This is a genomic window from Paraburkholderia flava, from assembly GCF_004359985.1.
Classification (GTDB): Bacteria; Pseudomonadota; Gammaproteobacteria; order Burkholderiales; family Burkholderiaceae; genus Paraburkholderia; species Paraburkholderia flava.
On sequence record NZ_SMRO01000004.1, the window covers coordinates 185,402 to 200,344 of the forward strand.

15 protein-coding genes are annotated in these 14,943 nt (G+C 64.0%); 7 read left to right on the plus strand and 8 right to left on the minus strand.

Features of this window, described 5'->3' with window-relative positions; genetic code table 11:
- The first annotated feature begins 23 nt into the window (after window positions 1-23).
- The 4 genes from dcm to E1748_RS28880 all read left to right on the plus strand — a co-directional run bounded on the left by dcm (window position 24) and on the right by E1748_RS28880 (window position 3,846).
- Complete coding sequence (gene dcm, locus E1748_RS28865; RefSeq protein ID WP_133650722.1) at window positions 24-1,292, plus strand: DNA (cytosine-5-)-methyltransferase; 1,269 nt, start codon at window positions 24-26, stop codon at window positions 1,290-1,292.
- A 10-nt stretch (window positions 1,293-1,302) separates the two neighbouring features.
- The gene (locus tag E1748_RS28870) at window positions 1,303-1,782 is read left to right on the plus strand and encodes a very short patch repair endonuclease (RefSeq protein WP_133650723.1); all 480 of its coding nucleotides are present in this window, start codon (window positions 1,303-1,305) and stop codon (window positions 1,780-1,782) included.
- A gap of 94 nt (window positions 1,783-1,876) precedes the next feature.
- Window positions 1,877-2,380 carry a YbhB/YbcL family Raf kinase inhibitor-like protein gene (locus E1748_RS28875; RefSeq protein ID WP_133650724.1) on the plus strand — a complete coding sequence of 168 codons (504 nt, stop codon included), beginning with the start codon at window positions 1,877-1,879 and terminating at the stop codon, window positions 2,378-2,380.
- 92 nt (window positions 2,381-2,472) lie between these two features.
- Window positions 2,473-3,846: an MFS transporter gene (locus tag E1748_RS28880; RefSeq protein ID WP_133650725.1), complete on the plus strand. Its 1,374-nt coding sequence runs from the start codon at window positions 2,473-2,475 to the stop codon at window positions 3,844-3,846.
- A 138-nt stretch (window positions 3,847-3,984) separates the two neighbouring features.
- On the opposite strand, the gene otsA is transcribed toward E1748_RS28880, so the two are convergent.
- From otsA to E1748_RS28910, 6 genes are all read right to left on the minus strand, one after another.
- Window positions 3,985-5,409, minus strand: a complete 1,425-nt coding sequence (otsA, locus tag E1748_RS28885) for an alpha,alpha-trehalose-phosphate synthase (UDP-forming) (RefSeq protein WP_133650726.1) — start codon at window positions 5,407-5,409, stop codon at window positions 3,985-3,987.
- A 234-nt stretch (window positions 5,410-5,643) separates the two neighbouring features.
- Window positions 5,644-5,856 (minus strand): hypothetical protein, encoded by a 213-nt coding sequence (locus E1748_RS28890; protein WP_133650727.1) that lies wholly within the window; start codon window positions 5,854-5,856, stop codon window positions 5,644-5,646.
- Window positions 5,857-5,959: 103 nt separating this feature from the next.
- The gene (locus tag E1748_RS28895; RefSeq protein WP_133650728.1) at window positions 5,960-6,154 is read right to left on the minus strand and encodes a hypothetical protein; all 195 of its coding nucleotides are present in this window, start codon (window positions 6,152-6,154) and stop codon (window positions 5,960-5,962) included.
- A 60-nt stretch (window positions 6,155-6,214) separates the two neighbouring features.
- Window positions 6,215-7,615, minus strand: coding sequence for a sigma-54-dependent transcriptional regulator (locus E1748_RS28900; protein WP_133650729.1), 1,401 nt, complete (start codon window positions 7,613-7,615; stop codon window positions 6,215-6,217).
- 233 nt (window positions 7,616-7,848) lie between these two features.
- Window positions 7,849-8,106: a hypothetical protein gene (locus E1748_RS28905; RefSeq protein WP_133650730.1), complete on the minus strand. Its 258-nt coding sequence runs from the start codon at window positions 8,104-8,106 to the stop codon at window positions 7,849-7,851.
- Window positions 8,107-8,156: 50 nt separating this feature from the next.
- Window positions 8,157-8,474: an ElaB/YgaM/YqjD family protein gene (locus E1748_RS28910; protein ID WP_133650731.1), complete on the minus strand. Its 318-nt coding sequence runs from the start codon at window positions 8,472-8,474 to the stop codon at window positions 8,157-8,159.
- 396 nt (window positions 8,475-8,870) lie between these two features.
- Here E1748_RS28910 and E1748_RS28915 point away from each other — a divergent pair, with 396 nt between their 5' ends.
- The 3 genes from E1748_RS28915 (at window position 8,871) to E1748_RS28925 (ending at window position 11,226) form a co-directional block, all read left to right on the plus strand.
- Window positions 8,871-9,926 carry a sigma-54 interaction domain-containing protein gene (locus tag E1748_RS28915; RefSeq protein ID WP_133650732.1) on the plus strand — a complete coding sequence of 352 codons (1,056 nt, stop codon included), beginning with the start codon at window positions 8,871-8,873 and terminating at the stop codon, window positions 9,924-9,926.
- 197 nt (window positions 9,927-10,123) lie between these two features.
- Window positions 10,124-10,714 carry a hypothetical protein gene (locus tag E1748_RS28920; RefSeq protein WP_240766848.1) on the plus strand — a complete coding sequence of 197 codons (591 nt, stop codon included), beginning with the start codon at window positions 10,124-10,126 and terminating at the stop codon, window positions 10,712-10,714.
- Complete coding sequence (locus E1748_RS28925) at window positions 10,711-11,226, plus strand: hypothetical protein (protein ID WP_133650733.1); 516 nt, start codon at window positions 10,711-10,713, stop codon at window positions 11,224-11,226. Before E1748_RS28920 ends, E1748_RS28925 begins: the two co-directional genes overlap by 4 nt.
- Window positions 11,227-11,314: 88 nt before the next feature.
- Here E1748_RS28925 and E1748_RS28930 read toward each other — a convergent pair whose 3' ends face one another.
- Together E1748_RS28930 and E1748_RS28935 are read right to left on the minus strand one after the other, a co-directional pair.
- Window positions 11,315-12,658 (minus strand): ABC transporter ATP-binding protein, encoded by a 1,344-nt coding sequence (locus tag E1748_RS28930; protein WP_133650734.1) that lies wholly within the window; start codon window positions 12,656-12,658, stop codon window positions 11,315-11,317.
- Between the two features lie 35 nt (window positions 12,659-12,693).
- Window positions 12,694-14,445 carry an ABC transporter permease gene (locus E1748_RS28935; protein ID WP_133650735.1) on the minus strand — a complete coding sequence of 584 codons (1,752 nt, stop codon included), beginning with the start codon at window positions 14,443-14,445 and terminating at the stop codon, window positions 12,694-12,696.
- Between the last annotated feature and the right edge of the window lie 498 nt (window positions 14,446-14,943).

Consider the following 14,943-nt stretch of genomic DNA (forward strand, 5'->3'; position numbering starts at 1 on the left):
AAAATTCCCAGCAAGGACCCTCCGTGACCCAGGCCGCCCCGCTCGAACTGCTAAGACAGGCGCGCACCCGTTTCACCCAGCGGCAAATCGCCGAGTACGTCGGCAAGGACATCAAGACCGTACGGCGTTGGGAAAAAGGCGAGACGCCTTGTCCCGCGATGCTCGAACCCGCACTGAACACGCTGCTGCAAACCAGCACTGCGACATCGGCGCACGCCCCTTCCCGCTTTCGCTTCATCGATCTGTTCGCCGGCATCGGCGGTATCCGGATGGGCTTCGAAGCGCACGGCGGCGCCTGCGTGTTCACGAGCGAGTGGAACGCGTTCTCGAAGAAAACCTACCTCGAAAATTTCGGCGCGGACCGCGCATTCATCGGTGACATCGTGTCGTTTCCCGCCGATGCGATCCCCGAACACGACGTGCTGCTCGGTGGCTTTCCGTGTCAGCCGTTTTCTATCGCCGGCGTCAGCAAGAAGAACGCGCTCGGCCGCCCGCACGGCTTCGAGTGCAATACCCAGGGCACGCTCTTTTTCGACGTCGCGCGCATCATCGCCGCGCGGCGGCCCGCGGCGTTCCTGCTCGAGAACGTGAAGAACCTGCTGTCGCACGACAAGGGCCGCACGTTCGAAGTCATTCTGCAGACGCTGCGCGACGAACTCGGTTATGAGGTGCACTACCGCGTGATCGACGGCTGCCACTTCACGCCGCAGCATCGCGAGCGGATTCTGATTGCCGGTTTTCGCGGGCCAACCAATTTCTCGTGGGACGAACTGCAACTGCCCGACGAAGGGCCGCGACTCGCGTCGATCCTGCATCGGACGGACGGCAGCGAGCCGGTTCTGCCATGGGACGCCGACCGCTTCCACGATCACGCAAAACACCGCGTGCAGCCCAAATACACGCTGACGCCGAACCTGTGGGCGTATCTGCAGCACTACGCGGAGAAGCATCGCGCGGCGGGTAACGGTTTCGGTTTCGGGCTCGCGTATCCGGACAGCGTCACGCGCACACTGTCCGCGCGTTATCACAAGGACGGCTCGGAGATCCTCGTTTATCAGGGTCCGCGCAAATGTCCGCGTCGTCTGACGCCACGCGAATGCGCACGGTTGATGGGCTTCCCCGACACGTTCCGGATTCCCGTCAGCGACACGCAGGCATACCGGCAGTTCGGCAACAGCGTCGTGATGCCGGTGATGCGCGAAGTCGCGCGCATCATGCTGCCGCATGTCGAGGCATTGCTAACGCAGTCCGCAGCTTCGGCCTCTGCTCCCGCGCTCGCGATGGTCGCGTGAAGGCACGCTGATGGTCGACGTCGTCGATGCGGCCACGCGCAGCCGGATGATGTCCGGCATCCGCGGCCGCAATACGAAACCCGAACTGTTGATCCGCAGCCTGTTGCATCGACGCGGTTTCCGCTTTCGTCTCGATGCGCGCGATCTGCCGGGGCGCCCCGATATCGTGTTGCCGCGCTATCGCGCAGTCGTGTTCGTGCATGGCTGTTTCTGGCACGGCCACGACTGTCATCTGTTCAAATGGCCGCAGACACGGCCCGAATTCTGGCGCGACAAGATCGGCCGCAATCGAAGCAACGACATGAAGGCGCAGCAACTGCTGCGCGAGCGCGGCTGGCGCGTCGCGACCGTGTGGGAATGCGCCTTGCGTGGAGCTAATCGCGATCTTGACGGCGTGCTGCAACGTCTCGTCGACTGGCTGCAAAGCGACGCCGAAACGCTCGACGAACGCGGCGCGCCGACACCGGCCAGACCTGCCGGCCCGGCATAACCCCGCCACGCGCCGGTGATACACTCGATCGTCTCGCCGGACGCATTTCTTCCGCGTCCACCGTCTTCAGAACCTGTTTTGAAGGAGACATCCGATGGCCGATTTCCGACTCTGGTCCGACGATTTTCCCGCTAACGGCTTCATGCCGAAAGCGCAGGAGTTCGACGACAAATCGTTCGGTGTCGACGGCGACAACCTGTCACCCGCATTGCAATGGGACGCGCCGCCCGCTGACACACAAAGCTTCGCACTGACCGTCTACGATCCCGACGCCACGACCGGCAGCGGCTTCTGGCACTGGGTCGTCGTCAACCTTCCCGCCGATACGCGCTCGCTCGCGCGTGACGCCGGCAACGCCGACGGCAGTCTGTTGCCGAAAGGCGCGCTGCAGTTGCGCAACGACTACGGCACGGTCGGCTTCGGCGGCGCGGCTCCACCGCGCGGCGACAAGGCGCATCGCTTCGTGTTCCGGCTGCATGCACTGAAGGTTGCGCAATTGCCCGTGACTGCCGAAACGACGAATGCTGTCGCGCGCTTTATCACGCATCAGAACGAACTCGATTGCACGGCGTACACCGGTCTGTACGAACTCAAGTAGTCTTCGCTGCCGCTGCGCCGGCTGCCCGGGCCTGACCCGGCGGGGCCCGACCTGCCCGCGACCGGCGCTTTTCATTCTCGCCTCCGTTGCCGATGAACACACAAGAAGAACACGGACTCCCCCTCCCCGACCGCTACTGGGCCATCCTCGTCGTCGCACTCGGCATCACGCTCGCGGTACTCGACAGCGCGATCGCGAACGTCGCGCTTCCCACCATCGCCCGGCATCTACACGCGAGCGCTGCGTCGTCGATCTGGGTCGTCAACGCGTATCAGCTTGCGGTGACGATCTCACTGCTGCCGCTTGCGTCGCTCGGCGACCGCATCGGTTACCGGCGCGTCTATCTGAGCGGGATGGTGCTCTTCACCGTCGCCTCGCTCGGCTGCGCGCTCGCGACGTCGCTGCCCGCGCTCGCACTCACGCGCGTCGTGCAGGGCTTCGGCGCGGCCGGCATCATGAGCGTGAATACAGCGCTCGTACGGATGATCTATCCGCCGGCCCAGCTCGGCCGAGGTGTCGCGATCAATGCGATGGTCGTCGCGATATCGTCGGCGGTGGGTCCGACGGTCGCGTCGGCGGTGCTGGCCGTCGCGACGTGGCCGTGGCTCTTCGCGATCAACGTGCCGATCGGCATCGTCGCACTCGCGTTCGGCCTCCGCGCGTTGCCCGGGAATACGCGACACGATTCGCCATACGACTACGCGAGCGCGGTGATGAACGCGCTGGTGTTCGGACTGTTGATCTTCGCAGTCGATGGCCTCGGCCACGGCGAGCGGGCCGCCTACGTCGCCGCCGAACTGATCGCGGCAGGGGTCATCGGCTACGTGTTCGTGCGCCGTCAACTGACGCAGCCGGCGCCGCTTCTGCCGGTCGATCTGCTGCAGATTCCGGTGTTCGCGCTGTCGGTCGGTACATCCGTGTGTTCGTTCGCCGCGCAGATGCTTGCGTTCGTTTCGCTGCCGTTCCTGCTGCAGAACACGCTCGGACTATCGCAGGTGCAGACCGGCCTGCTGATGACGCCGTGGCCGCTCGTCATCGTCTTCGCCGCACCGATCTCCGGCGTGCTGTCGGACCGGATATCGGCGGGACTGCTCGGCGGCATCGGCCTCATTACGTTGACTTGCGGCCTGTTGCTGCTCGCGACGCTCGGCTCGCATCCGCAGCCGCTCGACATCGCGTGGCGCATGGCACTGTGCGGCGCGGGCTTCGGTATCTTCCAGTCGCCGAACAACCGCACGATGCTCGCGGCGGCGCCACGCGAACGCAGCGGCGGCGCGAGCGGCATGCTCGGCACCGCGCGACTCACCGGGCAGACGCTCGGCGCAGCACTCGTCGCGCTGATCTTCGGCGTGATGCCGCGGCAGGGTCCGACGGTCGCGCTGTATGTCGCGTCAGGATTCTCCGCGGTCGCGGCGGTGGTCAGCATGCTGCGGCGCGCGCAGTCTGGGGTTGCGGTGACGCGTTGAGCGGAGCGCGGCTCGATCGATTCGCAGCTAGACGCGCGTGAAGATCACCGCAAAAATTAAAAGCCGGACATGCGTCGATACGCACTGCCCGGCTTATCGCTCTATCTCGACACGCTCAAACGCGCACGCTGCGCTCCATCACGACGCAGTCGCGTCAGCAAGCTTCACCGCCCGCTCCGTCATCGACGACGCCGTCGCCACATTCCGCAGATCGGCAAGGAACGTATCGCGCCACACCGACAGATTGTTCTCGCGCAACCCCACCATCATGTCCGAGTGACGTGCCTGCCGTTCGGCGAGCGGCATCGACAGCGCGCGCTCCAGCGCCTCGGCCATCTGCGACAGATCGAACGGATTGACGACGAGCGCGCCCGGCAACTGCTCCGCCGCGCCCGCGAATTGCGACAGCACCAGCACGCCCGGATCGGACGGATCCTGCGACGCGACATATTCCTTCGCGACCAGGTTCATCCCGTCGCGCAGCGGCGTCACATAGCCGACCTGCGAGTGCCGGAACAGCGCCATCAGCAGATTGCGTTCGTACTTGCGGTTCAGGTACTGGATCGGCGTCCAGTCGAGCTGCGCGAAACGTCCGTTGATCCGACCCGCCTCGCCTTCGAGGTTCTGCCGGATGCGTTGATAGGTCTGCACATCCGAACGCGTCGGCGGTGCGATCTGCACCAGCGACACACGCCCTTGCAAGCCCGGCGAATTGAGCAGCAGCCGCTCGAATGCCTGGAAGCGTTCGACCAGCCCCTTCGAATAATCGAGCCGGTCGACGCTCATGATCAGCTTGCGGCCACGCATGCCGTCACGCAACGTCTTCACCGCCTTGCGATCGCCGAATTGTTCGGATGCCTTCGCAATCGCATCCGGATAGATCCCGATCGGATACGCACCGACCTTCAGGAAACGGTTGAACGCGTGCAGCATGCCGTCTTCGCTCGACGTGCCGTGTTTGCCGCGCTCGATGTAATCGACAAACGACTGACGATCCGCATCGGTCTGAAAACCGACCACGTCGTAGCTGCACATCGCGCGCACCAGTTCGTCGTGCGGCGGCACGGTACGCAGCACTTCGGGCACCGGAAACGGAATGTGCAGGAAGAACCCGATCGGATTCTTCACGCCGAGTTCGCGCAGGCAGCGCGCAAACGGCAGCAGATGGTAGTCGTGGACCCAGATGATGTCATCGGGACGCAGCAGCGCTTTCAACTGCTTCGCGAGCGTCGCGTTCACGCGCAGATAGCCGCCGTACTCCTGGCGGTCGTAGCGGGACAGGTCGTTGCGATAGTGGAAGGCCGGCCACAGCGTGGAGTTCGAAAAGCCCCGGTAATACTGGTCGTAGTCGCGCTTTGTCAGGCCCACGGTCGCATAGGTCACGTTGCCCTGCTTTTCGATCACCGGATCCGACGGCTCCGCGACGGTTTCGCCGCTCCATCCGAACCATACGCCACCCGTTTCCTTCAGCGCGTCGAGCACGCCGATCGCAAGTCCGCCTGCTGAGGGGCGTCCTTCCTGGGTCGGCGCGACACGATTCGATACCACGATCAATCTACTCATTCGGCTTCACCTCGTTCCGTTGAAATTGCATGCGGAAGTGCTTCGTGCGTCGTTGCTGCATGCAATCCGTGTGCCTCGTCTCAAAATGGAAAAGCGCATTCGTGAATGCGCGAGGCGAGCGCGTTCCCGCGATGCGTCGCGCGTCGCGGCGTTGTCATTTGCGTATTGAAAAACCGTGGCGGGCTGTGGAACCCGCGCACGAGGAGCGCTGCGATTACCGCAGCGCCGGTCGTATCAGGCGTCCTGTTCGGAACCCAGATCGCGCTGGTAGTCGAGCCCTTCGCGTCGCACGCCGCCCTGGTTGTGTTCGCCGTCCGGCGGTGCGTCGGGCGCGACGCGATTCTGTTCCGCCGGATCCGGCGTCGGCGGTGCATTGCTGCTGCCGCCGCCGGGACGCGAATCGCGCTTCGAATGGCGCGCAGAGCGCCGCAATGCAGGGTGTCGCATGGTCGTGCCTCCTGAGAAGGCAGCCACCGTGCCGGTGGCCTTCACGTAGTCTAGGGCTCGCGGCGATAAAGCGCCGGTAAAAGATGCGCCGTTTTTGTAACGGCTACATCAATACGTCGCGCGCGGCGGTGACATGCGGCGCCTGGTTCGGCTCCGGCGGTGGATCGCCGATCGGCGGCACGTCCGGCTCGGTGGGTTCGCGAGTCGGATCCGGCACCGTATCGGGTTCACTAGGTGTGGGCGGCTCGATCGGTTCAGGACGATGGGCGTCGAGCGGATCGGTTGAGTTGTGCGGCATGAGGGCTCCTGTTCTGATCCTCATGCTTCAGCAAGGGCTATGCCGCCGGCATTCGCTGCCTTATGCGCCGCCCAGCGCGCGCGATTCGTCGGCGGTATCGCCTTCGTCGGAACGGCTCGCATCGTTGCCGTATTCGACGAGCCGGTTGTACAGCGTCTTCAGACTGATGCCGAGAATTTCCGCGGCGCGCGTCTTCACGCCGCCGCATTGTTCGAGCGTCGCGAGAATCAGTTGACGGTCCGCTTCCGCGAGCGACGTGCCGAACGGAATCGTGACCGCGGTGCCCGCTGCCGGCTTCGACAGCGTGATCTGCAACGGCACGGTAGCGGTGCTGTCGGAATCCGTCGCCGACATGATGTGCGCGCGCTGCACGTAGTTCTTCAGCTCACGCACGTTGCCCGGCCAAGCGTACGACATCAACATCTCCTTCACCGCCGGCGGGAAATGCTTGCGTGTGCTGTGGCGATCGTTGAGCTCGTCGAGGAACGACTGCGCCAACAACTCGACGTCCTTGCCGCGCTCGCGCAGCGGCGGCAGGCTGATCGGAAACACGTTGAGCCGGTGATAGAGATCGAGACGCAGCTTGCCTTCGAGCACCGCCTGTTCCGGATCGCGATTCGTCGCGGCGATCACACGCACGTCGGTCTCGATTTCCTTTGTCGTACCGACGCGCATGAACATGCCCGTCTCGAGCACGCGCAGTAGCTTGACCTGCAATTCGACGGGCATCTCGGTGATCTCGTCGAGGAACAGCGTGCCGCCGTTTGCGCGCTCGAAATAGCCCTTGTGCTGACGATCGGCGCCGGTGAACGAACCGCGCTCGTGACCGAACATCTCCGACTCGATCAGGTTCGGCGAGATCGCGCCGCAATTCACCGCGAGGAACGCGTGCTTGCGGCGCAGGCTCAGTTCGTGGACGGTCTGCGCGGCGACTTCCTTGCCCGTACCCGACTCGCCGACCAGCATCACCGACGCGGCCGTCGGTGCGACGCGGCCGATCTGGTCGTAGACCTCCTGCATCACCGGCGAATTGCCGAGCATCAAACCGAAGCGGCCCATCCGGCGCAGTTCGCCACGCAGCGTGCCGATCTCGGCCTTCAGGTCGCCGGCGCGCGGCAGTCGCGCGAGGATCGCCTTCACGCGCTGCATGTTGATCGGCTTGACGAGGTAATCGGTGGCGCCCATCTTCAGCGCGTTCACTGCGGACTCGACGGTCGCGTGGCCGGTGATGACGATCACCTCGACGCCGGAACGCGGATCGAGATCCTCGAACAGATCGACACCGCTGCCGTCCGGCAGCTTCAGGTCGGTGAACACGACGTCGGGCATCTGCCGCACGAGCTGGATGCGCGCCTCGCGCAGATCGCCTGCGGTGGCGGTCGTCAGTCCGTCTTCTCCGATGACGGTGGCGAGGGCTTCGCGGGTCGAGGGATCGTCGTCGACAATCAATACATGTGGCATTGCGTCTCGGTAGCGTGGATAGCGTGAGTGAAGGAACGGGAAGGTAGGCAAACGCGCTCTACGCAGGTTAGCACCTGCTAACTATCTGACGCACCTCAAGGCCAATTCCCGGTCACTTGACACAACCATGCAACAATTACTGTTTTTATTCGGTAATTGTTACTAGATTGTTGTGATTTTATTCATTATACGGCGATATCTCGATAAAGCGAGCGTACGGGCTCCGGGCGCGCTCAGCCGCGTGGAAAAGGCCACGCCTCGCCGTTCGCATCGGGATGATGAGCGCCGTTGGTGCCGTTCACCCCATTGGCTCCGCGCGTCGTACGCGGACCGGTGCTGCTTGCGACGGCACCGCCCTCGCCCTCCCATCGGTGGACTTCGCGAGCGATCGTCACCGCCTCCGCGCGGTTCTTCTTCTGCGCACAGCGCAACGCCAGCAGACCGCCTACCGCAAGCAATATCCCGAAAATGCCGATTCCGCGTGTTGCCATTTTGATCTCCTGTGTTGGCCGGTGAGCGGTTTAGTCACTGCCGATAAACATCACCGCGCCGCCAGCACGCCGAGCACGAACCCGACGCCGGCCGCGATCCCGACTGCCTGCCACGGGTTGCGCCGCACATAGCGCTCGGTGTTCACCGCCGCGACGCGATAGCCGCGCCGTGCGGCCGATTGCGCATCCGTCAGCGTGTCCTGCAACACATCGACGTGCGTGCGCAACCGTTCGCGCAATGCGTCGACGCCTTCGCCCGATACCGCGCCCGCGAGACGCAGCATCTCTTCCGAATCGGTCAGCAGCACCCGCAGGTCCTCGATGAGTTTCTGTCTGCCGAGCGCCAGTTGTTCGGTGGTTTCAGTCATGTCCTGCTCCTTTGTCGATCGGAGTAAGCGCTCCGCTTTCGCGAAACGCGTATCACCGGATGTGCAAGCGGCATACCACCTCTTATGTCGATTGCGGACGGCAGCGAGAGTTCCGGCAAACCCGCGCTAGACTGCACGAGCAGCGCCGCACTCAGGCTTGCCATAGCCGTTTCTCGCGGCCTGTGAATTATGTGCGGCAGCAGACGTCGAACCTGCTGCCGACCGTTCGCATGCATTGCCGCGACTGCCAGTCGGATGGTTAAATCAATTTTTGTGAGATAGTAAATAACGTAATCGGCGAATCTGCAGCCGACTGGCGATCAACGCAGCACCGCTCGCCTCGAAGGCAAACGCGCTGCAACCCACCCCGCTCACTTTTTAAAGGACTCCCTGCCCATGGCGTCAATCGATCTGGACTCGCCCACTGCCGACGGCACTGCCAAGGCAACGGCGAAGCAACGCGGCGCTCAGGACGTCGCGGGGCTCAGGTCGTATGGATTGCTGTACGGCTCGTCGCCCGCGATGCTCGAGCTTTACGAGCAGATCGACCGCGTCGCATGCACCGACGCCACCGCGTTGATCATCGGCGAATCGGGCACGGGCAAGGAGTTGATCGCCCGCACGATTCACGATCGCAGCACGCGCAAGGACGCACCGTTCATCGCGGTGAACTGCGGCGCGATCCCCGACGAGCTGATCGAAGCCGAACTCTTCGGCCACGAGAAAGGCAGCTTCACCGGCGCCGTGCAAGGCCGCATCGGCTACTTCGAGCACGCGAACAACGGCACGCTGTTTCTCGACGAAGTGACCGAAATGTCGCCGGTGCGTCAGGTGAAACTGTTGCGCGCGCTCGAGACCGGCACGTTCTTTCGTGTCGGCGGCTCGGATCTGATCCGTTCGAACGTGCGCGTGATCGCCGCGACCAACCGCGATCCCGCCGTCGCCGTGAAGGAAAACGGTCTGCGCGAAGATCTGATGTATCGACTCGCGGTTTTTCCGTTGCGTGCGCCGCCGCTGCGCGAACGCGAAGGCGATCGTGAACTGCTCGCGCAGCACTTTCTCGCGACCCTTAACGAACAGGAAGGCGCGAACAAGACCTTCAGCAAGCGCGCACTCGATACCGTGCGCACGTGGTCGTGGCCCGGCAACGTGCGCGAGCTGAAGAACGCGGTGTATCGCGCGTTCATTCTCGCGGAGAGCGTGGTCGAGCTGCCGCATCCGCATCTCGTGTCGCGCGTGAAGAAGCCGGTGACGCAGGGCGAGTCGATGAGCGTGTGGATCGGCACACCGCTCGCCGATGCACAGAAACAGATCATCCTCGGCACGCTGAAGTATTGCGGCGGCGACAAACGACGTGCAGCGAAGGCGCTCGGCGTCAGCCTGAAAACCCTCTACAACCGCCTCAGCACTTATGGCGACGAAGAAGCCGAACCGCCTGCCGAAGAAACATAAAAAGCGCGTCGCGCGTGCCTGGCAAAAACGCGCGCGATGTGCACGCGCATTTGCAATTCCTTGCATTTTTCCGCTGCCATTTACAAAACACATCCTGCACAATGCGACTGCTTAGAGAGCAACCGCCGCGTCGCCATTGACTGCGCTTCACCTGCACCGATCGATGGCCGGCGCCAAGCAGGAGCACAGCAGGGAACATGCAAAATAAAACGTACCGGGCCGGCCATGCCGCACCCTCACGTATTTCACGTATCTCATTACGTAGCGCGCCGATTGCCGCGCTGACCTTTGTCCTGGTCGCCGTCACCGCGAATTTGAGCGGATGCGGTTCGTTCTACACCGAAGGCGCAACAGCCGGTGCCGGTATCGCCGGCGCGGCGATTGCCGCGAAAGTCACCAACAACGCCGCCGTTGCCACCGGCATCGGTCTCGGCGCCGTCGCCGCCGCGAGAGCCGGCGTCCAGTACTCCGAACGCGTCATCCATCGCAACACGCAGGACGGCATCGCAAAAATCGCCGGGCCGCTCGACGTCGGTGCGATCGCGCCGTGGAACGTCACGCACTCGGTGCCGCTCGAAGAAGACGAACACGGTCGCGTCACCGTCAGCCGCACGATCAGCACCGGCGCGCTCGATTGCAAGGAAATCGTCTTCTCGGTCGATCAGGCGGCGACGCCAAACGTGCCGGCTACCAGCGCGTTCTACGTCGCGTCGATCTGTCGCGACGGCGACGCGTGGAAGTGGGCGTCGGCCGAACCCGCGACCGAACGCTGGGGCTCGTTGCAATGAGCGCGCGCGCCGGTGTACGCATCGCGCTGGCCGGCGCGCTGTGTCTGAGTGCGGGCGTGCTGCTGAGTGGCTGCGGGTCGATCGGCGCAGCGAGCGGTGCCGCGGCCGGCGTCGCGTCGGGCATCGTCACGACGAACCCGGCGGTCGGCATTGGCGTCGGCATCGCGGTGCAGGCCGCAACCGACGAAGCGGTCAACACCTTCATGCGCAACATGCACAGCGACCAGCAGAACCTGATCGCCGCGCTCGCGGGCGCGATGCCGGTCGGCGACGCGCGGCTGTGGCGCATCAAGCACACGCTGCCGATCGAGAACGGTCACGGCGAAGTGCGTGTTACGCGCGCGTTCGCATCCGCGCTGGCGATCTGCAAGGAGTTCGTGTTCTCGGTGGTGGACGGCGACGAGCCGAACGCGCCGACGCAGTGGTACACCGCGAGTGCGTGTCGTCAGGACAAGGGGTGGAAGTGGGCGTCGGCGGAACCGGCGGTCGAGCGCTGGGGCAATCTGCAGTAGGTGAAATCAAAACCGCCGCGGCTGTCGTGACGATATACGTGACAACAACCGCGGCGGCATCCTGCAAACAACCTGCACTACACGACGTTCAGGACTCAACGTCCTCAAGACTAAAAATTTCCGTCTGGTCGTTATACGAGAAGATCTCGCCATAACGGCCCCAGTCGATCACCGAGTCAAGCGTCTCTTCCGCCGCGCTGTCCGACAGAAAATCCTCCAGCTCCTGCTCGAACCGCACGCGCGGCGCGCGATGCCCCGGCCGTTCGTTCAACACCTTCTTGATCCGCGCGGCGAGCGGCACGTTGCGCAGCAGATGTTCGGCAAACATCATCTTGCGCTCCTGCGTCCCGAACTCGGCGAACACGCGCGCGGGCGGCGTGAGGAACACGTCGCCTTCGCGCACGTCGGCAAAACCGAGGTACTGCAGCACTTCCGCGATCGGGAACAGATCGTCGACCTCGAGATGCAGCGAACGCGCGATTTCCGGCATGTCCGCACGACCGTGATACGGCGGCGCGGCGAGCGTTTCGATCAGACCGGCCATCAGGTTGGTCGACACCTGCGGCAGCCAGCTGCCGAGCTCGAGTCCCTTCTTCGTCCCCTCGTCGGTCTGGCGCGCGGTCATCTTCGCGTAGATGTCGTCGACGAGGCGGCGGAACGCCGGGTCCAGCCGGTTGCGCGGGTGCTTGAACGGCACCTTGATCTCCGCGATCACGCGGCCCGGATTCGACGACAGCACGAGGATCCGGTCGCACATGAACACCGCTTCCTCGATGTTGTGCGTGACGATCAGCACCGACTTGATCGGCATGCGGCCTTGCGTCCACAGATCGAGCAGGTCGGTACGCAGCGTTTCGGCGGTCAGCACGTCAAGCGCGGAAAACGGTTCGTCCATCAGCAGCAGCGTCGGGTCGACGACGAGCGCGCGCGCGAAGCCCACACGCTGCCGCATGCCGCCCGACAGCTCGCGCGGGTACGCGTTCTCGAAGCCGTCGAGACCGATCAGATCGATCGCGGCGAGCGCGCGTTCGCGCCGCTCGCGGGCGCCGACGCCGAGCGCCTCGAGCCCTGCTTCCACGTTCTGCAGCACCGTGAGCCACGGAAACAGCGCGAACGTCTGGAACACCATCGCGACGCCGTCGGCCGGGCCTTCCAGCGGCTTGCCCATGTAGGTCACTTCGCCGCCGGTCGGTTCGATCAGCCCGGCGATGATGCGCAGCAACGTGGACTTGCCCGAGCCCGACCGGCCGAGCAGCCCGACGATCTCGCCTTCGCGCAGCGACAGGTTCGCGTCGTCGAGCACGAGCAGTTCGCCCTGCGTCTTGTTGAAGCCTCGGCACACGTCCTTGACGCGCAGGATCTCCTCGCCCAGCCGGGGCGGCGAAGGCGGCGTCTGGAGCGAAGCCGGAGCGGCAGCTTTGAGATTTTGCATCGCGTTTTGCCTTTATGTGGCGTTCAATGTTGCGTTCAATCGAGCCGGAGCTTCGCCTCGGCATAGGCGTACATCGGACGCCACAACAGGCGGTTGAACAAGGTCACGAACAGGGACATCACGGCAATGCCGAGAATGATTTTCGGGTAGTCGCCCGCGGCGGTGGTCTGCGCGATATAAGAACCGAGACCATGCGCGGCGACGCGGGTATCGCCCCACTGCACGAACTCCGCGACGATGCTCGCGTTCCACGCGCCGCCCGACGCAGTGATTGCGCCCGTCACGTAGTACGGGAACACGCCCGGCAGCATCACCTGACGCCACCACTGCCAGCCGCGAATGCGGAAATTCTTCGCGGCTTCGCGATAGTCGTTCGGATAGGAGCTCGCGCCTGCGATTACGTTGAAGAGGATATACCACTGCGTGCCGAGCACGATCAGCGGCGACAGCCAGATATCCGGGTTCAGGTGGAAGCGCACGATCACGATCACGAAGACCGGGAACAGCAGGTTGGCCGGGAACGCGGCGAGAAACTGTGCAATGGGCTGGATCTTCTGCGCGAGCGCCGGACGCAGTCCGATCAGCACGCCGATCGGCACCCAGACCACCGACGCGATCGCGATCAGCAGGATCACGCGCAGCAGCGTGATGAGGCCGAGCACGAACACGTGGCCCACTTCGCCGAGCGTGACGCCGGTGCGTACGTACGCGATCACGTGATACACGACGTACACCGTCAGCAGGATCACGAGAATCGTCCACACGATGTCGCCGACGCGCGACGACTTCTGCCGCTGCGGAACGTGGAAGCGCACCCGGTTGAACGAAGGCAGCCGCAGCGGTATCCGCGCGGCCCGCGCGAACATCCAGCCGAGCGGCACGAGCAGCCGGTGGATCAGCCGCGTGCGGCGGATCAGGTCGAGCAGCCACGACTCCGGCGCATGGCCCGAACTCGTGTTCTCCATGCGGAACTTGTCGGCCCACGCAACCAGCGGCCGGAACAGGAACTGGTCGTACGCGAGAATCACGACCGTCATCGTCAGGATCACCCAGCCGATCGCGTGCATGTTCTTCTCGGTGATCGCCTGCGCCAGATAGGCGCCGATACCCGGCAGCGTGATCGTGTTGTTGCCGACGGTGATCGCCTCGGATGCGACGACGAAGAACCAGCCGCCCGACATCGACATCATCATGTTCCAGATGAGGCCCGGCATCGAGAACGGCACTTCGAGTTTCCAGAAGCGCTGCCACGACGTGAGGTGGAACCCGCGCGACACTTCGTCGAGATCGCGCGGCACGGTGCGCAGCGACTGGTAGAAGCTGAACGTCATGTTCCACGCCTGGCTCGTGAAGATCGCGAAGATCGCCGCGAGTTCGGCACCCAGCACGCGGCCGGGGAACATCGCCAGAAAGAAGGTGACCGTAAAGGAAATGTAGCCCAGCACCGGCACCGACTGCAGGATGTCGAGAATCGGCACCAGCACCAGCCCGGCGCGACGACTCTTCGCGGCGAGCGTGCCGTAGACGAGCGTGAACGTGAGCGACGCGACCATCGCGGCCAGCATGCGCAGCGTCGTGCGCATCGCGTATTCGGGCAGATTCGTCGGCGCGAGCGAGATGACCTGGCTCTTCAACGTCGAGATCGGCGCCATCGTCTGGTGGAAACCGATCGCCGCCATCGCGATCACGCAGAGGATCAGCGGGAACGCGACGAAGTCCCAACCATTAGGCAGGAGCCGCCACGCGGATGCATTGGCGGTACGTTTCAGATCGAAACTGAAATCCATCAGACGCCCTCCCGAAAGCGACGGGCCGAGGCTAGGCCGGCAGTGAACGGCCGCATCGAGTGCGCGGCAAGGCAAAGCGATCGGTCCGGAAAGCGGAGATCAAACAGGTCTGGACGCATGTGCGCGATGATTCGTTGGCGTTAAGCGTTGGCGTTAAGACGCGGTGCCGGTCAAGCGGCGCGATGCGCCCGGAAGCCGGCGGGCTTTCCTTTTTGGACGGCACGACACTACTACAACCTGTGTTTCAGGCACAACCTTTCGCGGCTCGCGAAGCACCAGAACGACGGCCTCGACGTACCGGCGACCGCTCGCCGTCGCGTACGAACCACAGGTTTGCCCTACTCACCCATTCAGAAAACGTCGACGAAAGCCGTTATGAACCTGACGGCGTGCGTGCGAATGAGAACACATCCGGGCTACCGCCCGACGGTTAAAATCGAGGCGCTACGCCAGAGGCCACTGTGCCTGTGGTCATGCAAGCGGCCCATCGGGCCGTCC